Annotated in this window: 18 protein-coding genes; 3 read left to right on the forward strand and 15 right to left on the reverse strand. The window is 31.1% G+C overall.

Annotated features, from left to right (window positions below):
* Positions 1 to 39: 39 nt before the first annotated feature.
* The 3 genes from B5E58_RS07275 to wecB are packed head-to-tail and all read right to left on the reverse strand — an operon-like array spanning position 40 to position 2840.
* Positions 40 to 768 carry a pseudouridine synthase gene (locus tag B5E58_RS07275; protein WP_088109030.1) on the reverse strand — a complete coding sequence of 243 codons (729 nt, stop codon included), beginning with the start codon at positions 766 to 768 and terminating at the stop codon, positions 40 to 42.
* Between the two features lie 45 nt (positions 769 to 813).
* Complete coding sequence (locus B5E58_RS07280; RefSeq protein WP_088109031.1) at positions 814 to 1671, reverse strand: SHOCT-like domain-containing protein; 858 nt, start codon at positions 1669 to 1671, stop codon at positions 814 to 816.
* Positions 1672 to 1685: 14 nt separating this feature from the next.
* Positions 1686 to 2840: a non-hydrolyzing UDP-N-acetylglucosamine 2-epimerase gene (wecB, locus tag B5E58_RS07285; protein WP_088109032.1), complete on the reverse strand. Its 1155-nt coding sequence runs from the start codon at positions 2838 to 2840 to the stop codon at positions 1686 to 1688.
* Positions 2841 to 3099: 259 nt separating this feature from the next.
* Here wecB and B5E58_RS07290 point away from each other — a divergent pair, with 259 nt between their 5' ends.
* On the forward strand, positions 3100 to 3462 hold the full coding sequence (locus B5E58_RS07290; protein WP_088109033.1) for a helix-turn-helix transcriptional regulator: 363 nt from the start codon (positions 3100 to 3102) through the stop codon (positions 3460 to 3462).
* 29 nt (positions 3463 to 3491) lie between these two features.
* Here the strand turns inward: B5E58_RS07290 and B5E58_RS07295 are convergent, their stop codons facing one another.
* From B5E58_RS07295 to B5E58_RS07315, 5 genes are all read right to left on the reverse strand, one after another.
* Positions 3492 to 6035 carry a hybrid sensor histidine kinase/response regulator gene (locus B5E58_RS07295; RefSeq protein ID WP_088109034.1) on the reverse strand — a complete coding sequence of 848 codons (2544 nt, stop codon included), beginning with the start codon at positions 6033 to 6035 and terminating at the stop codon, positions 3492 to 3494.
* A gap of 30 nt (positions 6036 to 6065) precedes the next feature.
* Positions 6066 to 8564, reverse strand: a complete 2499-nt coding sequence (locus B5E58_RS07300) for a hybrid sensor histidine kinase/response regulator (RefSeq protein ID WP_088109035.1) — start codon at positions 8562 to 8564, stop codon at positions 6066 to 6068.
* A 134-nt stretch (positions 8565 to 8698) separates the two neighbouring features.
* The gene (locus B5E58_RS07305; protein WP_088109036.1) at positions 8699 to 9856 is read right to left on the reverse strand and encodes an isocitrate/isopropylmalate dehydrogenase family protein; all 1158 of its coding nucleotides are present in this window, start codon (positions 9854 to 9856) and stop codon (positions 8699 to 8701) included.
* Positions 9857 to 9893: 37 nt separating this feature from the next.
* Positions 9894 to 11270: a 2-isopropylmalate synthase gene (locus tag B5E58_RS07310; RefSeq protein ID WP_088109037.1), complete on the reverse strand. Its 1377-nt coding sequence runs from the start codon at positions 11268 to 11270 to the stop codon at positions 9894 to 9896.
* A gap of 337 nt (positions 11271 to 11607) precedes the next feature.
* Entirely contained in the window at positions 11608 to 12405 is a 798-nt protein-coding gene (locus B5E58_RS07315) for a metallophosphoesterase (RefSeq protein ID WP_158097699.1), read from the reverse strand.
* A 193-nt stretch (positions 12406 to 12598) separates the two neighbouring features.
* Here B5E58_RS07315 and B5E58_RS07320 point away from each other — a divergent pair, with 193 nt between their 5' ends.
* Both B5E58_RS07320 and B5E58_RS07325 read left to right on the forward strand, forming a co-directional pair.
* Positions 12599 to 12841: a hypothetical protein gene (locus tag B5E58_RS07320; RefSeq protein WP_088109038.1), complete on the forward strand. Its 243-nt coding sequence runs from the start codon at positions 12599 to 12601 to the stop codon at positions 12839 to 12841.
* Positions 12842 to 12891: 50 nt separating this feature from the next.
* Positions 12892 to 13137: a hypothetical protein gene (locus B5E58_RS07325; protein WP_088109039.1), complete on the forward strand. Its 246-nt coding sequence runs from the start codon at positions 12892 to 12894 to the stop codon at positions 13135 to 13137.
* A 38-nt stretch (positions 13138 to 13175) separates the two neighbouring features.
* Here the strand turns inward: B5E58_RS07325 and B5E58_RS07330 are convergent, their stop codons facing one another.
* The 7 genes from B5E58_RS07330 to argC form a co-directional block, all read right to left on the reverse strand.
* The gene (locus B5E58_RS07330) at positions 13176 to 14246 is read right to left on the reverse strand and encodes an HD domain-containing phosphohydrolase (protein ID WP_088109040.1); all 1071 of its coding nucleotides are present in this window, start codon (positions 14244 to 14246) and stop codon (positions 13176 to 13178) included.
* A gap of 21 nt (positions 14247 to 14267) precedes the next feature.
* The gene (locus B5E58_RS07335) at positions 14268 to 14618 is read right to left on the reverse strand and encodes an Hpt domain-containing protein (protein WP_158097700.1); all 351 of its coding nucleotides are present in this window, start codon (positions 14616 to 14618) and stop codon (positions 14268 to 14270) included.
* Between the two features lie 132 nt (positions 14619 to 14750).
* Positions 14751 to 15944 carry an aspartate aminotransferase family protein gene (locus B5E58_RS07340; protein WP_242956624.1) on the reverse strand — a complete coding sequence of 398 codons (1194 nt, stop codon included), beginning with the start codon at positions 15942 to 15944 and terminating at the stop codon, positions 14751 to 14753.
* A gap of 13 nt (positions 15945 to 15957) precedes the next feature.
* Positions 15958 to 16839 carry an acetylglutamate kinase gene (gene argB / locus B5E58_RS07345; protein WP_242956625.1) on the reverse strand — a complete coding sequence of 294 codons (882 nt, stop codon included), beginning with the start codon at positions 16837 to 16839 and terminating at the stop codon, positions 15958 to 15960.
* 41 nt (positions 16840 to 16880) lie between these two features.
* Positions 16881 to 18104 carry a bifunctional ornithine acetyltransferase/N-acetylglutamate synthase gene (gene argJ / locus B5E58_RS07350; RefSeq protein WP_088109042.1) on the reverse strand — a complete coding sequence of 408 codons (1224 nt, stop codon included), beginning with the start codon at positions 18102 to 18104 and terminating at the stop codon, positions 16881 to 16883.
* 232 nt (positions 18105 to 18336) lie between these two features.
* Positions 18337 to 19563 carry a bifunctional ornithine acetyltransferase/N-acetylglutamate synthase gene (gene argJ, locus B5E58_RS07355; RefSeq protein WP_088109043.1) on the reverse strand — a complete coding sequence of 409 codons (1227 nt, stop codon included), beginning with the start codon at positions 19561 to 19563 and terminating at the stop codon, positions 18337 to 18339.
* A 21-nt stretch (positions 19564 to 19584) separates the two neighbouring features.
* A complete protein-coding gene (argC, locus tag B5E58_RS07360) occupies positions 19585 to 20628 on the reverse strand; it encodes an N-acetyl-gamma-glutamyl-phosphate reductase (RefSeq protein WP_088109044.1) in 1044 nt (347 codons plus the stop codon).
* Positions 20629 to 20818: the final 190 nt, after the last annotated feature.

Raw genomic sequence — 20818 nt, forward strand, 5'->3', positions numbered from 1 at the left:
TCCATATGGAAAACACCTTTAAAAATTTAACTATTAAAATTATTCAATTTCAGCACCTATAAGTTTTACATCTTCATCAGATAATATTTTAAATTTACCTAACTGAATATTTTCATCAAGTTCAAGATCCCCTATTTTAACCCTTTTAAGATAAATAACATTTTTACCAACAGCCTTAAACATTCTTTTAACCTGATGAAATTTACCTTCAGAAATAGTCAAAAGACTTTCAGATATATCACCATTTTTCAAAACACTTATTTTAGCCGGTTTACATTTATATCCATCGTCAATTACAACACCATTTTCAAAGGCATTAATATCATCATCACTAAACATTCCACCCTCAGCTTTAACAAAATAAGTTTTATCAACGTGTTTTTTAGGTGAAAGCATATTATGAGCAAATTTACCATTATTAGTTATAATAAGAAGCCCCTCTGTATCCTTATCAAGTCTACCTGCAACAAACAAATCTTTTTTTCTGTACTCATTCCCAATAAGTTCAAAAACTGTTTTTTCTTTTTTATCCTCATTAGCACTTACATATCCAGCAGGCTTATTCATCATAATATAAATATATTTTTCATATTCCACTTTTTTACCACAACAGAAAACATCGTCATCAGTATCAATATACAAATCACCACTTTTTACAATTTGACCATTGACAGTTATTTTCTTTTTCTTTATAAATTCTTTTATATCCTTACGACTTCCAAAGCCCATATTAGATATAAACTTATCAATACGCATTTTCTCTCCCATAAAATCCCCCTTTAAAAAAGGAAGTCAAAAGACTTCCTCAAAAAATTAAAATACATTTTCATCATTTCTAGGGTTTTTAACTATAAAGTCCCCTACTTCAGTTCCATTCTCCTTAGCAATTTTCTTTGCATATTCTTTGCCTTCATCGTCCCAACAGCAAGGAGAAAGTTTGCCACAATCCTCTTTCAAACCGCAACAATGAACTTCTTTAAAGCATATATTTTCATCATTACAACAAGGCTCCTCATTTTTACACTCATAGCCATTTTCACCACAACAAGGCTCTGTACGATTACAGACAACTCTCTGTTCAAAAGATGTGCCTTTACAGTTTCCACAACTGTCACAGCTATCACAATCATCTCCACCGCAAGCAGATTGCATCATATCAAGAAAATCAGAGTTTTCCTCAGCCGCCTTAAGCATATCAGCAATAGTATTCAAATAGGCTTCCTGAGTAAAATCCACAGATTTTTCTATATCTTCATCACTGTCATCATTGCTGTTTTCATCACTATTCTCTGACTGATTTTCTTCATCATTACATTCAAAATCATCAGAGTCATCTATATCTTCTATATCCTCTAAATCATCAACAGCCTCTTTAGCTTTTTTTCTTTTTTCAGCATAAGTTTTTAAATCATGTTTTAAATCAATAGCCTTATCAGCAATATCATTTACAGTTTTCTTTATAACAGGCTCAGCCTCTTTGGCTTTATCACCAACATTTTTAGCCACTGATGATAAAACATCTCCAGCCTTATTTATAACATCTCCAAGATGACTTAAAGCGTCAGAGTTTCTTGAAGGTTGAGAAAGAGCAACTATAAGTCTTTCAGCCTCATCAGCATTTATAACGCCCTTTTCAAGCATTCTTAAAACAGCCATTCTTTCTTCATTCATAAAAATTCAGCTCCTTAATCGATTTTAAAATCCTCAGGTCTGTCCTCTCTTATACCAAAACTATGGAGAATAATTTGAACTATTCTTTCAGAAGCGTGTCCATCACCAAAAGGATTTTTAGCCTTTGCCATTTTTTCATATTCCTCTTTATTTGTAAGAAGTGTTTCAGTCATATTAAATATAGTTTCCTCTTTAACACCAGCAAGTTTGAGAGTACCAGCTTCAATACCTTCAGGTCTTTCAGTAACATTTCTAAGAACCAAAACAGGTTTACCCATAGAAGGAACTTCCTCCTGAAGTCCGCCACTATCTGTAACTACAAGATATGAGCGGCTCATAAGATTATGCATATCTTTAAGGTCAAGAGGGTCAAGAAGATGAATTCTTTCATTGCCTCCAAGTATATCGAAAACAACATCTCTAACAGCCGGATTTTTGTGAACAGCATATACAACTTCCACATCATCATACTTTTCAACTATACCTTTAACAGCATTACATATATTTTTCAAAGGTTCGCCAAGATTTTCTCTTCTGTGAGCAGTCATAGCAATAACTTTTTTATTTTTAAAGTCTATATTATTAAGCTCATCAACAGTGAATTTATAATCTTCCTCAATAGTAGTTTTAAGAGCATCAATAACAGTATTTCCTGTTATGTATATATCTTTCTCTGGAACATTTTCCAAAAGAAGATGCTCTTTAGCAAGTTTTGTAGGAGAAAGATGAATATCAGTTAAACCACCAGTAAGTTTTCTATTCATTTCTTCTGGGAAAGGCTGATATTTATCATAAGTTCTAAGACCAGCTTCAACGTGTCCAACTTTTATCTGATTATAATAAGCAGCCAAAGCACCAGCAAAAGTAGTTGTTGTATCACCATGAACAAGAACAAGGTCAGGTTTAGCCTCTGCCATAACATCGCTTAATCCCTCAAGAGCTCTTGTAGTAATTCCTGCAAGAGTTTGTCTCTGACGCATAATATTTAAGTCATAGTCCGGTTTTAAATCGAATATTTCCAAAACTTGGTCAAGCATTTCTCTGTGCTGTGCAGTAACACAGACAATACTCTCAATATGTTCATTTTTCATAAGCTCCTTAACTAAAGGAGCCATTTTTATAGCTTCAGGTCGTGTACCAAAAACGCTCATAACCTTAATTTTATCCATAAAAAGCACCTCTTAAAAAAGTATTTTATTATAATAATTTAATCATATATTTTAAAAAAAGTCAAAACATAAACACTGTAATAAAATTATATTTTTTATATAAAAAATCTTAATTTTTAAGAAAAATAACCATTTTTAAAGTATATAAAGTTATAATTTTAATATAATATTCCGAAATTATATTTTTTTATAACTTTTTCATTGACTTTTAAATATAAAACAACTATCATTAAATTATAAAAAAGAGAGGTGAAATAAGATGTTAGAAGGAAATATTGGTGAATTATTGAAACATTCAAGAAAAAGAAAAAAACTATCAGTAAACAGTGTAGTAAATGAACTTTCATCTGTATATAACATAAATACAGCAGTAAAAACCCTTTATGGTTGGGAAGTAAACAGAAGTCAGCCTGATATAAGCACATTTTTAGCTCTCTGTAATATATATGACATAAAACAACCGGATTTTGCTATTTTAGGTCACACAAAAAATTCAACCAAAGATAAATCTTCTTACACACTGCTTACAGGTGATGAAAAAAGACTTATAGATACATTCAGACAGTTTAACGAACAACAAAAAGAATATATATCTCATACATTTGATATGTTAAAAAAATAAAAATCCCTTCATAGAAAAAAGCGATGAAATTATTCATCGCTTTTTTCATTAAAACTATTTTTTTCAAAAATATCAGACAAAATTTCTTTAAGTTTATTATAATCAACAGGTTTAGAAATATGAGCATTCATACCAGCTTCAGAAGATTTTATAACATCATCAGCAAAAGCATTGGCAGTCATAGCTATTATAGGAATATTTTTTGAATATTTTGTATTAATATTTCTTATTTTTATTGAAGCGCCATATCCATCAAGAACAGGCATTTGAATATCCATCAAAATGGCATCAAAATAGTAATCATCTTTTTCATTAAATATTTCAAAAGCTTCCTGACCATTATAAGCCGGAACAGTCTCAACACCTTCAATTTCAAGTATCTCTCTTGCAATCTCCATATTTAAAACATTATCCTCAACAATAAGAAATCTTTTTCCACTAAGGACATCATCATTTTCATTGACTTGCATACTTTCTTCATCAACAAATTCTTTATTGTCAACAACCTCACAAGGAATAATGACAGTAAAAACAGAACCCTCTCCAAGTTTACTTTTAACATCTATCTGACCACCTAAAAGCTGAACAGTATTTTTAACGATAGCCATACCAAGACCAACTCCATTAACTTTTCCTGTCATGGAAGTTTCCTCACGCTCAAAAGGTGTAAAAAGCTTTTTCATAAAACTTTCAGACATTCCTATACCGGTATCACTTATTATAAATTTATAAAGAGAATTGCCATTATCAATAGGATTTTCAATAACCTCAAATGTTATTTTTCCTCCAGGCTCTGTATATTTAACTGCATTAGATAATATATTATTAAGTATCTGTTCAAGTCTCAAAATATCAGCATTTATAATATGATGCTTAAATTCATTATGTTTAAACTCAAAGTCTTTTTGTTGTATATCACATTGTACTTTAAACATATCAGCAGTCTCACATATATGTTCTAAAATATTAACATTAGATTTATTTATATTCATTTTTCCCTGTTCAATTTTAGCCATATCAAGTATTTCATTAAGAAGATGCAAAAGCTGCTTTGATGCCGCTATAATTTTTACAAGACAATCTTTAACCTTGTCATGATTTTCTATATTATTTTCAGCAATTCCCGCAAAACCTATTACAGCATTCATAGGAGTTCTCATATCATGAGACATTCTTGAAAGAAAATCACTTTTAGCCTGAGCAGCATTTTTAGACATTTCCAAAGACTCCTCAAGAAGTTTTTGTTGTTCAAGGTTAGCAACTTTTTCAGAATGAATTTCTTTAAAGGCAAATAAAACTTCAGATTTTTCATGGTCTAGAGTAAAAACTTCAAGACTAACCCACTTTGAACCTTCATTAAAAATTCTTTTATATTCCATATAACATCTTTCAATTTCACCTTTAAGAAGTTTATTAAAATTCTCAACTGTAAATTTTTTTTGAAATTCAAGTTTATAACTATCTTCTATAACTTCACAAGCTTTAATTTTAAACTCATCATAAGTCCTATATTCTCTACCTCTATCAATCTTATTATAAGATTTTATAGCAGTACAAATATCTTGTTCTATATCATATAAAACAACAGCATAATATGTATTTCCAAGTTTCTCAAAATATCCTATTGTTTTAACTGCGGATTTTGCATCTTTATAATTTAAAAAGCATAAGTATATTATTACAATCATAAAAACCACAGATAATGTTATTATAACAATAAATAATTGTGTGGCATCATTTGTTATAGCATTATAATCAATACTAACGAAAGAAGTCCAACCATTATCATCAACATAATAATAATAACGTGTTTTTCCAGTTTCAGTTTCAAGCATTACATTTCCACTGTCACCTTCAAAATTAGAAAGTAAACTTTTAAAATCTTCAGAAGTATAATTTTCAAATTCACATTCAACATCATCTATATTTCCCAAAGGCCTATGATATATAACATTACCATCTTTATCAACAATAGTCTGGGAACCTATAAACTCACCTTCGTAAATATCCTGCCCCATATCTATATCATCAATATATATATCAACAGAGACAACACTTTCTCCATCATTAAGCATTTTTGATACACTTATTTTTTCTTTATTTCTACGTGTATCACGATAAACCCCAGTACATGAAACTTTTCCATTTTTCTCAATAGCATTTGTATACCATGGTCTTTCTGTGGGATTATAATTAGGATTTAAAACTCTTTCATCATCCCATAAAAATTCTCCATTAATATAAGCATACATTCCATATTCTTTATAATCAAAATTCCCAAGCATATTTTTTGTATACTCTTTAAACCACTCATCAAACATTACATTATCATTTTCATAAAGCTGTTCAATGGAGTAAGCAACTTGTTCAACTGCACGTTCATATTTCTCAATAAAAAGCATTTCTCTAAGCATAAGAGACTCAGCAGTTCGCATACCCCATTGGTTAGCATTTTTCATGGCACTTACACCAGTAACAACAACTCCAACAAAAGATATTGCAATAACGGCAATAAAAAGAAATATACTTTGCTTTATAAAGCGTTTATTGACGCTTGCAAGTCTTTCCTTCAAAATTATCCCTCCAATCAACTTATTTTAAAATTAAATATATTGTTCAAGAATTTTCATAAGAACATTAAAATCAATAGGTTTAGGAACATGAGCATTCATTCCCGCTTTCATGGACTTAGCAATATCATCAGAAAAAGCATTAGCAGTGACAGCTATAATAGGCACATTTGTGGCATCTTCCCTATCCAAAGCTCTTATTTTCTCAGTAGCACCGCAACCATCAAGTACAGGCATTTGCATGTCCATAAGTATTGCATCAAAGTATTCATAATCGGAATTTTCAAATATTTCAACAGCCTCTTGTCCATTCCAAGCTTTACAAACATTAGCACCATACATTTCAAGAAGCTCTGTTGTTATTTCCATATTTATTTCATTATCCTCAACAAGAAGTATATTTTTATCTGTTAAATCAAAAGATTTTATATCATTAATTTCTTTAACATTTTCATTATCATTTTTATTTTCATTTTCTCCAAAATGTAAAGGAATAGTTATTGTAAACTCTGTGCCCTCTCCAATTTTACTTTTAACATCAATTTTTCCATTCATAACATTAACAATATTTTTTACAATAGGCATACCCAAGCCAGTACCAGATATATATCCAGAAACAAATCTTTCTTCCCTCTCAAAAGGCATAAAAATTCTTTTCAAAAATTCTTCAGACATACCTATTCCATTATCTTTTATTATAAATTGATAAACACCATATTCACGATAATTTGAAGATGATTGTATAACTGAAATATCTATTACACCATCATCACTAGAGAATTTTATAGCATTTGATATTAAGTTATTTAAAATTTGAGAAATCCTCAAAGTATCACCTTTAAGTTCTTTATTTTCCAAATCAAATATAAGATTTATAGTTTTATTATCATTCTGTTTTCTAAAAACAGATACAATATCACTAACAAGATTTATAATATCAAAATTTTCCTCTTTAAGCTCTATTTTACCTTGCTCAATTTTAGCCATATCCAAAATATCGTTTATAAGAGCAAGAAGATGTTTACTTGAAAAATTGATTTTCTTAAGATATTCACAAACCTCTGAATTTTTTTCAACTTTCATTTCAGCCAATTCAGAAAGACCTATAATAGCATTTAAAGGAGTACGCATATCATGGGACATATTTGAAAGAAAATCATTTTTAGCTTTACTACTTGTCTGAGCCGCAACAAGAGATTCTTCAAGGAGTTTTTTCTGTTCAATCTCTTTAAGTTTTTCTTTATCTATAAGTTTAAAAGCAAGTATAGCTTGATTTTTATGAAGTTCATTATCATCAAAAAGAAGCTGTATATTAACCCACTTATATTCATCAGAAAATTTTCTTTTAAAATCTCCACCAAAATTTTTTATTTTATTATCCATAAGTTTTCGTACATTTTCTATACCAAAACTTTGGCAAAATTCATCTTTAGCCTCTGGCTCAACATACTTTGAGAGAACACTTATAAGTTTAGTATAAGTCTTATCATATCCCATATCATTCAAAACATCTGATGAAGGTTTTATCATACTACAAGTATCATTCTTTACATTTATAAGATATATAGCATAATATGTATTACCTACAAAGTATAATATTTTCTGTGTATTTCTAGCTTCAGTTTGACTTTTATAATTTCTCCACATAAATATGCCAAGTATACTACAATATATTGCTATAAGAATAACACTATTTCTTATTACACCCATAACTGATAATTCCATACTTCTATATGTAACACTAGCTACAGATAACCAACCTGTATCAGTAGATGAAACATAACATAATTGTTCAACATCATTAAAATCTTTATATCTAAATGTAGTATCTTTTTCTCTATATCTAGCTTCCTCAAGAAGTTTTGAAAAATAATTCTCATCATGATTACAGGAACTACCTTCCCAACATTTATGACCTATCATCTTTCCGTTTCTGTCAAAAGACACATATATATTTCCATCATTAAGAATATCTTTTTTAAGTAACTCTCTTATGCTTTTTAGACTGACATCAACACACACAACATCTGTATCATTTATAAGTTTAGAAAGTGTTATAACTTCTTCTCCAGTTTTAATATCAGTATATATATCAGAATAATATACTTTGCCTTTAGAATTTACAGCGCCAATATACCATTGTCTTTCAGTCCAAGGAACATTCCAATCAGGGTTCCATTCAGCACCATTAACTATTACACCATCAAAAACACCATACAAATCAGTGTAAAATAGATTATTTGATGAAACAACATCATTTGTAAACATTTTCATCCATTCATGTATATCATCAATAGACTTTCCTTCTTCTCTCATAGATTGTATTTTATAAGAGCCTATTTCAAGGACAACATTATATTCTGTAAATATTTTATCATCTTTCAATTTATAATTTTCAGCAATCTGTCTACTTATACTTTCAGATTTATTAATAGAAACTTGAACAGCAGACCAAACAACATAAATAGCTACTATTAACAAAATTATTATAAATAAAACATTAGCAAATACTATTGTTTTTTGTTTCTTCAAATTAATAGCCCCTTTCAGTATTTAATATGCTATAAATTATATTACAATAATATTACACTAGATACAATGCTTATTATAAATTACAAAAAAAGACTTCATCTTAAAAAGATGAAGTCCAAAAAAATAATTTATTATTATAATTTATTTATTGTATCCATTATGTAATCAGCCATTTCTGCTGAAGTAGCACCATCAGAACGACCTGTTGTATAAATTTTCTTTTCAACATTAGTACATATATCAAGAGCTTTTTCAAGCTTATCAGCTTCCTCCTGATATCCTATATGAGAAAGAAGCATAACAGAAGCACGAATAATACTACAAGGGTCTGCATAAATATCTCTACCCTCTTTAACCATACGAGGAGCAGAACCATGAATAGCCTCAAACATAGCATATCTCTTACCTATATTAGCACTTCCAGCAGTACCAACACCACCCTGGAATTCAGCAGCCTCATCAGTGATAATATCACCGTAAAGGTTAGGAAGAACAACAACCTGGAAATCCTGACGACGTTTTTCATCAACAAGTTTAGCAGTCATAATGTCAATATACCAGTCATCAGCAGAAATATTAGGATATTCCTTAGCTATTTCATAGAATATCTTTAAGAATTTACCGTCAGTAGCTTTTATAATATTAGCTTTTGTAACAGCAGTAACTCTTGTTCTATTATTTTTTCTAGCATACTCAAAAGCAGCTCTTATAATTCTTTCAGTGCCCTCTGTTGTTGCAACAGTGAAGTCAATTGATATATCATCATCAACAGCAAATCCCTTGCTACCAAGAGTATAAGCACCTTCAGTATTTTCTCTATAAAATACCCAGTCAATGCCCTGTTCTGGAACTTTAACAGGTCTAACATTAGCAAAAAGGTCAAGTTCTTTTCTCATTGAAACATTGGCACTTTCAATGTTTGGCCAAGGGTCTCCAGCTCTAGGAGTAGTAGTAGGTCCTTTAAGAATAACATCACATTTTTTAATTTCTTCAAGAACATCATCAGGAATAGCTTTCATAGCCTCAACACGTTTTTCTATTGTAAGACCGTCAATTTCTCTAATCTCAACTTTTCCCTTTTCAATTTCATCTTTAAGAAGAAATTCCATAATTCTTTCAGCCTGTTTTGTTATAGCAGGACCAATTCCGTCACCACCAGCAACACCGATAATAATTTTGTCTTTTTTGCTATAATCAACAAAATCTTTCTGAGCTTTCATTTTTTCAACTCTAACAAGCTGTTCCTCAATAAGTTTTGCAAACTTTTCCTTTGCCTCTGCAATTTTGTCCATAATACTATTGTCCTCCTTAGTTTAACTATTTACTCTCTTATTTGTTTTCATCTATTTCTTTCATAGCATCAAGTGTAACTCTTTCAAGCTCACCGTCTGTAATAACAGTAACACGACCGTCATTATACTGCTCATTAACCCAATTATACACTATTTCAACAACTTTGTCTTTCTTTTCAACAGCAGCCTCTCCAGTAAGGTGGAAATAACTATTTATCCAATGAGCAATTCCACTTGTACCGGAAGTATTTGAAATAGCAATTCTAACAGGTCTTCTAAGAAGTTTTTCTGTATCAAATATATTATAAATCTCCTCATTTTTAAGAAGACCGTCAGCATGTATTCCAGCTCTTGTAACATTAAAGTTCTTTCCAACAAAAGGAGTCATTGGAGGAATATTATATCCCAATTCTTTTTCATAGTACTCTGCAATATCAGTTATTACAGTAGTATCCATACCATCAAGAGTTCCTTTAAGCTGAGCATATTCCATAATCATGGCCTCAAGAGGTGTATTTCCTGTTCTCTCGCCAATTCCCAAAAGTGAGCAGTTTACACCACTAGCACCATAAAGCCAAGCATATGTGGCATTATTTACAGCTCTATAAAAATCATTATGACCATGCCATTCAAGATACTCAGAAGGAACGCCAGCATGGTTATTAAGACCATACATAATTCCCTGAACACTTCTAGGAAGCATTGTTCCTGGATATGTAACACCATAACCTAAAGTATCACAAGCTCTAATTTTTATAGGAACACCAGTCTCACGGCTAAGCTCCATAAGAGCAGAAGCAAAAGGAACAACAAAACCATAGAAATCAGCTCTTGTAATATCTTCAAAATGACATCTAGGAATAACACCTGTCTCAATACACTCACGAACAACAGCAATATAATGGTCAAGGGCCTGATGTCTTGTCATGTGCATTTTATGGAAAATGTGATAATCAGAACAACTTACAAGTATACCAGTCTCTTTAAGTCCAATCTCCTTAACAAGTTCAAAGTCCTTTTTAGAAGCTCTAATCCAGCTTGTAACCTCTGGGAACTCATAACCCTTTTCAAGACATTTATAAACAGCCTCTTGGTCTTTTCTTGTATATAAGAAAAATTCACTCATTCTTATAATACCTTTAGGACCTGAAAGTTTATGAATAAGGTCAAAAAGGTGAGTCATCTGATTTACTGTGTAAGGTTCTCTTGACTGCTGACCATCACGGAAAGTAGTATCAGTAATCCAAATATTTTCCGGAACGTTCATAGGAACAACACGGTGATTGAAAACAACTTTAGGAACCTCATCATAAGGGAAGAAATCCCTGTAAAGATTAGGGTCTTTAACATCAATAAGTGAAAAGTCTTGCTGAGTATTCTCAAGCAAATTACTTTTTTTGCTATAACCAAACATAATTAATATATCCCTCCAAAAACTAAATCTGAAAAACAGACAGTTAATAATATACATACTACATACATCAGTGTTTTTGTATCAAAAACAAATATCTTTATAATACTGTATATTTTACACTTTTAGTAGGTTTAAAGTCAATATAATGTATATAAATTTATAATTATTCATAAATATAAATTTACATATAAAAACATATATCTTTTCGTCACTATTAAAAATACTGTATATACATTTTTAAAATACTACTGTAAATAATGTAATTAAACAGTCTACATTAGGTTATTTTTAATAAAAATTCAAAAAAATAAAAACGAACATTATAAAATGTTCGTTTTTAAATACATGAGAAATCTATTTTTTTTGAACCTCTATATTCTGCATAGGCTTTACCATTAACCTGAACAATCTCTCTTTCAGGGTATCTAAAAGCAGTAAGTTTTCCTCCATAAACACACCCTGTATCAATATCAATAGTATTATTTATAATCTCAGCCTCTTTAACAGCAGTATGACCATAAACTATAAGAGATTTACCATTATATTCTTTAGCCCAATCATTTCTTATAGGTTTTCCATTTTCATCAAATTCTCCTGTAATGTCACCATAAAGACATCTTGTTTTTATACTTTTTCCAAAATTCCCAATATCCTTTTCTTTAAGGCAACCATGAACAACAATAAGTTTTTTATTATCAAGCATAATATAATGACATCTACCCTCATAGCATTTAATAAATCTGTCCTTAAAAAGTTCTTTCTCGTCAGAAGGAAGATTATTAAACTCTTTTACGGTTTTTTCAATACCATGAGTAAGTTTAACTTTATTTCCTATAAGGTACCTATAAAATTTAAAACAATGATTTCCATAAACCCACATACCACCGCCATAATTAACCTGATTTATCCAGAAATTAAGGCTATCGATATTTTTATCACCTTTGTCTGCTATATCCCCAACAGATACAAGTCTTCTGTCATCAGGGTGAAAATATGCCATACCCCTTTTAACATATCCAAGTTTATGTACAAGTTCAATCAATTCATCATAACAGCCGTGTATATCTCCTATTATATCGAAACGGTTGGTTTTAAGGTTTATGGTTTTATAATCCTGCATGTATTTTTTTATCATTCGTAACCTCCATAAGTAAAAATATATTGTCAAAAGACATGCATGGGATTTTTTAAATAAAACCCCTCACCTCCATAATGCACTATTTTAACACAATAAACGGGATTAGTAAATTGACAATAACAGCCTTATACATAAAAGGCCACAAACAATAATATAATTTATAATAACAACAAGGAGGATTTTTAAAATAATGAGAATAGAGAGATGGAATACAATACCTGAGCAATTTAGATATGACCTATGTGACGAAAGTATATCAAACAATGAAAATTCAGAAAAAACAGAAGAAAAATGTGAAGCTATAATTCCAATCGAAGAACAAACTCAATGTGACAAAGTGTGCAAACCACAAGAAAGAACATCAAACCACATGAATAATTTGATACTTCCTATTTTACTTATTTTAATATTAAACAATAATAATTGTATATAAACCACCATTATGATATTCTTAATAATATCAAAAAAGAAAGTGGTGTTACAATGGAAGAAAAAATATTAAAAGATGTACTAAATGCAGTTTACACAATATGCAAAAATGGTAATGACACAAGCACATCAGAAATTTCAAATCTTATAGGCAATATATCACCAAGAGAAATATTTGACATTATTGAAGAAGCTGACAGCAAAAATTTTATATATGCAGTTTTAATAGAAATGTGCTGTGATGAAGATTATATAATAAAAGGACTTACAGAGGAAGGTAAAAAATTTATAGAAAAATAAATAAATCCGTCAAATTAATATTTGACGGATTTTCATTATTAAGCTCTATAAAATTTATCTTTTATATCTTTTTCAAAGCTCTTTATACACTCCATAAGTTTTGGATTGAAAACTCCACATTTTCCTTCAACAATCATACTTATAGCAGTGTCGTGGTCAAAAGCCTTTTTATATACACGTTCAGCAGTTAAAGCATCATAAACATCAGCCACAGCTACAACCTGAGACCATATAGAAATATCATCGCCCTTAATTCCATCAGGGTATCCCTTTCCGTCCCATCTTTCATGATGATGTCTACAAATATCATAAGCATATTGATATATAGGATTTTTGCTATACTGTGGAATTTTCTCAAGTATCTCACAACCTTTAACAGTGTGAGTTTTCATAATATCATATTCCTCAGAAGTAAGCTTACCTGGCTTATTTAATATAGCATCAGGAATAGCAATTTTACCAACATCATGCATAATTGCAGCAGTTGCAATTTCCTCTATTGTCTCATCATCAAAATCAACATTTTTCATTTTTCCTCTAAGTTTTTTGAGAATAAAAGAAGTAAGGTCGTGCATACGATGGACATGTTCTCCAGACTCACAATCACGGAATTCTATGGCTGTTGAAAGGGTTTCAATAAGTGAATAGTTAAGTTCAATAATCTCTTTAGATTTATTTACAATCTCCTGTTCTTGAATTTCAACAACATGAGTAAGTCTCTCTCTAGCCTGATAAAGCTCAATAACATTTCCTATACGTCTTCTTACAAAATATGGGTTGATAGGCTTCTGTATAATATCAACAACCCCTAAATCGTAACCATATTTCATAGTATCTTCGGAGTTATCTGCTGTTATAAAAAACACAGGGATTTTATTTACAAATCCTCTTTTATTAATCTCTTCCATAGCCTCTATACCGCCCATAACAGGCATAATAATATCAAGAAAAACAGAAGCAATTTTATCTTGATATTTTTCTATTAAATCAAGAGCCTCCGCACCATTTTCGGCCTCAATTATTTCATACTCGTCTTTAAATATTTCAGCTAAAATAGCTCTATTCATTTCAATATCATCAACAACGAGTATGGTGTTTTTTGGTTTCAAAAAACACACCTCCCAACTAGTTTATTCAAGACATGATATAGCATCAATAGCTTTTTGATAAACAGATTTAAGTGTAACAAAAAGTTCACCTATATCATCATATTTTTCATTTCTTACAGCAATAACAATATTGTCACTGAAAGACTGAATTTCAGAAAGACCAAGATTTGCAGCAATACCTTTAAGGGTATGAGCACTAGTCTCAATAGCTTTATAATCTTTATTTTCAACAGCTTCACATAAAGCACTATAAGTTTTATCATTAGGAAATTTTTTAATAAAACGAACAAAAAGCATCTCATTATTTCCAAATCTAGCAACTGTTGTAGCAAGGTCTATATTAAGTATTTCTGATAACTCTTTTAATATCATAGGCATATTTCTCCTTATTGTTAGATTACAATATTAAACTATGTTTTTAGTATACCTCCTGTGTCAAATTATTTCAATATAATTAAATTTATTATAATAAAAAAAGGACTGATTAACAGTCCTTTTAAAAAATTAAAATTCACTTAATACTTTGTCAATAATATTAATAGCCTCATCAATCTCAACACTTGATATTATAAGAGGAGGAACAAAACGAACAACATCAGCTCCAGCTCCAACAACTAAGAGACCATTTTCAATACATTTTTTAACAACTTCTCCAACAGGAACAGTAATCTGTATACCCTGCATAAGTCCCATACCTCTTACATCTTTTATAATTGAATATTTATCTTTAAGACCATTAAGTTTTTCAGTAAGATAAACACCTTGTTTTTTAACATTATCAAGAAGTCCATTGTTAAGTAATTCATCAATAACAACAGTTCCAGCAGCAGTAGCAAGGGAGTTTCCACCAAATGTAGAAGCATGGTCACCAGGATTAAAACCTTTAGCAGCATTGTCAGTAGCAAGCATAGCACCAATAGGAACACCGCCTGCAAGACCTTTTGCAAGAGTGGCAATATCAGGAGCAACACCATAAGCCTGATAAGCAAAAAGTTCACCTGAACGACCTACACCAGTCTGAACCTCATCAAAAACAAGTAAAATATCATTTTCATCACAAAGTTTTCTTACTTCTTTAAAATATTCTTTATCGGCTGGTATAATACCACCTTCACCCTGAATAACTTCCATCATAATGGCACAAGTATTTTCATCAACAACAGCCTTTAAAGACTCAATGTTATTATACTCAGCATATTTTATTCCCGGAAGGAGAGGGTCAAGACCTTTATGGTATTTATCCTGTCCAGTAGCAGTTACAGCACCATAAGTTCTTCCATGGAAACTTTTAATCATTGTTATAATATCGCTACCCTTTTTATTTTTAAGTTTAGCATATTTACGACAAAGTTTTAAAGCAGCCTCATTAGCCTCAGCACCACTATTACAGAAGAAAACTTTATCAAAATCACTATTTTTAACAAGCATATTAGCAAGCTGAATTTGAGGCTCTGTATAATAAAGGTTTGAACAATGTATGAGTTTAGCCGCCTGTTCACTTATCTTTTTAACAAGTTTTTCATTATTACAACCAAGAGAGTTTACAGCTATACCGCCAACACAATCAACATATTTTTTACCGTCTATATCCCACATATAAGCACCTTCACCGTGGTCAAGAGCCACAGGATAGCGAGTATATGTATTCATAACGACTTCTGAGCCTAATTTAACAAGTTTATCCATTTTTTCAGACATACAAAGGACCTCCTTATTTGGAAATCATAGTTCCAATACCTTTCTGAGTAAATATTTCAAGTAAAAGACAATGTTCAACACGACCATCAAGAATATGAACATTTTCAACACCAGCTTCAACACCAGCCATACAACACTGTACTTTTGGTATCATACCACCAGATATAGTTCCGTCATCAATAAGAGCCTGTACTTTATCAGCTCTTATAAAACTCATAATTGAATCAGGGTCATGAACATCTCTCATAACACCTTCAACATCTGTAAGGAATACAAGTTTTTCAGCTTTTAAAGCACCAGCAATAGCAACAGCAGCATAATCTGCATTAATATTATAAGTTGTTCCTGCATCATCCTTTCCGATAGGAGCAATAACAGGTACAAAATCATTGTTTATAAGAGACTCTATAAGTGATGTATCAACTTCCTTAACATCACCTACACAACCATAGTCTATTCCGTCCTTTTCAATCTTTTCAGCTTTTAAAATTCCGCCGTCCTTACCGCTGATACCAACAGACTTAACACCCTGAAGTTCAATATCTGTAACAATAGATTTATTGAGTTTTCCTGCAAGCACCATCTCAACAATCTGCATTGTTTCAGGGTCAGTAACACGAAGTCCATTAATAAACTCTGATTTAATATCCATTTTTTTAAGGAATGCATTTATATCCGGTCCCCCACCATGGACAATAACAGGTTTCATTCCTACAAGTTTCATAAGTGCAATATCCTTTATAATAGTTTCTTTTATTTCAGGATTTATAAGAGCACTTCCGCCGTACTTTATAACAACAGTCTTTCCGTAAAACTTCTGAATATAAGGAAGTGCTTCAATAAGCACTTCAGCCTTTTCTATAAACACTTTCATTGTGCTATTTTCATTTATCATAATTAAATTCCCCCAAATTTAATTTTTTAAGCTATTTTATTTTATGAACGGTAATCTCCGTTAATTTTTACATAGTCATAACTAAGGTCACAGCCCCAAGCAGTAGCCTTTTCTGTACCCTCACCGATTTTAATATCAACTGAAATTTCTTTTTCTTTAAGAATTTCTTTAGCCTTATCCTCATCAAAAACAATAGGAGTACCTTGTGTCATAAGGTCAATATTTCCTTTATTACTTCTGTAAACAATATCAACCTTAGAAGTATCAAACTGAACACCAGAATAGCCCATAGCACAAAGAACACGTCCCCAGTTAGCGTCCTCTCCAAACATAGCAGCCTTAACAAGACTTGATGTCACAACAGACTTAGCCATAGTTTTAGCATCAGCCTCAGTTTTAGCACCATCAACATTTATTTCAATGAATTTAGTAGCACCTTCACCGTCACGAACAAGCTCTTTTGCAAGTCTTTCATTTATATAATAAAGAGCCTCAGCAAAAGTATTATAATCATCATTTTCAGTATCAATCAAAGTATTTTCAGCCATACCATTTGCAAGAACAACAACAGTATCATTTGTACTTGTATCGCCGTCAACACTAACCATATTAAAAGTCTTAGGTATAGTAACCATAAGAGCTTTCTCTAAAAGTTCCTGTGAAATATTAACATCAGTAGTAATAAATCCAAGCATTGTAGCCATATTAGGATGTATCATACCAGAACCCTTAGCCATACCGCCAATAGTAACTTTCTTACCACCAATCTCAATTTCAACAGCAACTTCTTTTGAATATGTATCAGTTGTCATAATAGCTTCAGCAGCAACATGACCATCTTTTCTTTCATATCCCATCATAGGAAAAGTATCATTTATACCTTTTTTAATAGTGTCAATAGGGAATGTAGCACCAATAACACCAGTTGAAGCAGTTAAAACAGTGTCAGCAGGAACATTTAAAAGTTTTGCAAACTCCTCAGCCATCTGCTGATTTCCCAAAACACCAAGCTCACCTGTACAAGCATTAGCATTTCCACTATTTACAGCAATACCATTTATTTTATTTTTTTTATTTTTTACAATTTCAATATTTCTTAAAACAGATGTTGCCTTAACAACATTTGTAGTAAAAGCACCAGCACAAACAGCAGGAACATCACTAGCAATAAGGGCTAAATCTTTAACACCGTTTTTTATACCAACAGCATTTCCAGAAGCTTTAAAACCTTTAGGTGATGTAACGCCTCCATCTATAATATTCATAATTATTCCTCCTGTGATTATTTATACCCAAAAAATGTATATTCATGTATATAAAATATATAGAGATTATAAACCTTTTTTTTATATTTTAATAGACTAAAAATCTACAAATATTAATAAAAATACAGAGTATTTTTTTATATTTTTACATATATACTGAATATTTATACAACACTATAAATAAAAATACCGCTTTCATCTACATATAATACATAGATAAAAGCGGCAAAAATTATGTTCTTGAACGATATTCACCGTTTATTCTTACATATTCATGTCCAAGGTCACAGCCCCAAGATTTTGCATTAAAATTACCGTCAGAAAGTTCAGCTACAATTTTAATATCTCTCTCGCTCAAAACTTCTGCTGCATAATTTTCATCAAAATTAATAGGTCTACCCTTCTCCATCATAAGAACACAGCCTTTTTCACTTTCAAAAAATATATTCAAATTATCAGGATTAAAATATGCACCAGAGCCACCCATAGCCGCAGCCACTCGTCCCCAGTTAGCATCTTCTCCATAAAGTGCAGTTTTTACAAGGTCATTTGTAACAATACTTTTTGCAAGTATTTTTGCATCATTTTCAGTTTTAGCATTTATAACAGCGGCTTCCATAAACTTTGAAGCCCCCTCACCATCATGAACAATGTCTTTTGCAAATTTTAAATGTATTTTATAAAGAGTTTCTTTAAAAATTTCAAAGAACTCATTTTCCTCATCAATAATAGGATTTCCAGCTTTACCATTAGCAAGTATAACAGCCATATCATTGGTACTTGTAGCACCATCAACACTTATCATATTATATGTTTCTTTTATACTATAACTTAAAGCCTTCTGTAAAAGTTCCTGAGTAATATTAATATCAGTTGTTATAAAAGAAAGAACTGTTGCCATATTAGGGTGTATCATACCAGAACCCTTAGCCATACCGCCTATTCTTACAGTTTTTCCACAAATATTAAGTTCAACAGCTATTTCTTTAAGGAATGTATCAGTTGTAATAATTCCTCCAGCAGCTTTTTTAGCATCATCACGACTTCTTGATAAAAAAGGAACAGTCTCTTTAATACCCTTTGAAATTGTATCCATAGGCATTTCAAGACCTATAATTCCTGTGGCTGCTGTGATAATTTCGTCTTTGTCAGCACCAATTTCAGAAGCGAAAATTTCAGCCATTTTCTCATTATCACGGATACCCTGTTCACCAGTGCAGGCATTAGCATTACCACTTACAGTTATAATACCTTTAACTTTTTTTCCACTTTTAACTATATTTTCATCCCATATTATATGGGCAGCTTTTACAATATTCTGTGTAAAACAACCGGCACAAACAGCAGGAGTATCTGTTGTAACAAGAGATATATCTTTTTTAATACGTTTTATACCTATATGACTTCCAGTAGCCTTAAACCCTCTCGGTGCTGTTATTCCTCCATCAACAATATTCATATATAAACTGTCCTCCTTAAATTATGCAGGGAAAACAGGAACAAGCTGAAGACCTGTATTTTCAGGAAGTCCAAAAAGTATATTCATATTTTGAACAGCCTGTCCGGCAGCACCTTTCACAAGGTTATCAATAGCACCGATAACAATAATTCTTCCTGTTCTCTCGTCAATCTTAAATCCTATATCAAGGAAGTTAGAACCTTTAACCCATCTTGTTTCCGGGAGAACTCCTTCTTTTGTAAGTCTTATGAAATATTCATTTCCATAATATTTTTCATATATTTTTTTAATATCATCATAAGTATAATTTCCTTTTAATTTTGCATAGCAAGTAGCAAGAATACCTCTATTCATAGGAGTAAGATGTGGAGTAAATATAAGATTAATATTTTTTCCACAAGCATATCCAAGCTGTTCCTCAATTTCAGGAGTATGTCTGTGAGAAGCTATTTTATAAGCCTTTATTGTCTCATTAACTTCACAGTAAAGACTTGTTGTATTAAGTCCTCGTCCTGCACCTGTAACACCAGATTTTGCGTCAATTATAATACTGTCTTCCTCTATAATACCTTCAGCTAAAAGAGGTCTTAAAGAGAGTATTGAACAAGTTGTATAGCAACCAGGATTTGCAATAAGACTAGCATTCTTAATATCTTCCCTATTAACTTCACAAAGACCATATACAGCTTTTTTAAGAAGTTCTCTACCCGTATGTTCAACACCATACCATTTTTCATAAACATCAGCGTCTTTAATACGGAAGTCAGCACCAAAGTCAATAACCTTTGTTTTAGAAAGAATTTCTTCATCAACAACTTTAGCAGCAACACCGTGAGGAAGTGCCATAAATATTACATCACATTCCTCAGCTAATTTATAAATGTCCATCTCCTCACAGACACTTTCATTTATATCTCTGTAATTTTCATAAATTTCATTATATTTCTGTCCAACATAACTCTTAGCTGTAAGAGTTTTAACTTCAACCTGTGGGTGCTGCATAAGTATTCTTAAAAGTTCACTTCCTGCATATCCAGTAGCACCTACAACTCCAGCCTTTATCATGGTTATTTCCCCCAATTCATATTTATATATTCATATTTATTTAATAATTATACACAAATTTTAAATAATATGCAATTATTTTTAAAAAGTTATTGAAATATGTAAAAAAAGGTGTATAATAATTCACATAAACGAAAAAGACAAAATTTAACTAAAAATATATATTAGTTTTAATACTATTGTTATTATT

Origin of the sequence: Tyzzerella sp. An114, assembly GCF_002161055.1 — a bacterium.
Lineage (GTDB): Bacteria > Bacillota > Clostridia > Lachnospirales > Anaerotignaceae > Fimicola > Fimicola cottocaccae.